Genomic DNA, 253 nt, shown 5'->3' on the forward strand with positions numbered 1-253 from the left:
GGAGCCCAGCAGCAGGGTGCCGGCACTGACCGTGGTGCCGCCGCTGTAAGTGTTGTTGCCGGTCAGGGTAGCCGTGCCGGCGCCCAGCTTGGTCATCGCGCCGGTGCCGGAAATGGCGTTGGCGACGGTTACGGCGTTGCTGCGATTGATCTGCAGGTTGCTGTTGTTGACCACGGCGCCGCTGCCCAGGCTGCCGGTGGTGCCGCCCGCGCCGATGCTGAGGGTGCCGGCGCTGATGGTGGTAGTGCCGCTG

Annotated in this window: 1 protein-coding gene; it reads right to left on the reverse strand. The window is 69.2% G+C overall.

The features are described 5' to 3' along the window. The coding region (locus tag ISX93_RS17030) for an autotransporter-associated beta strand repeat-containing protein (protein WP_195779948.1) at window positions 1-253 on the reverse strand (253 nt) is incomplete at both ends.

Origin of the sequence: Pseudomonas sp. N040, assembly GCF_015637705.1 — a bacterium.
Lineage (GTDB): Bacteria > Pseudomonadota > Gammaproteobacteria > Pseudomonadales > Pseudomonadaceae > Aquipseudomonas.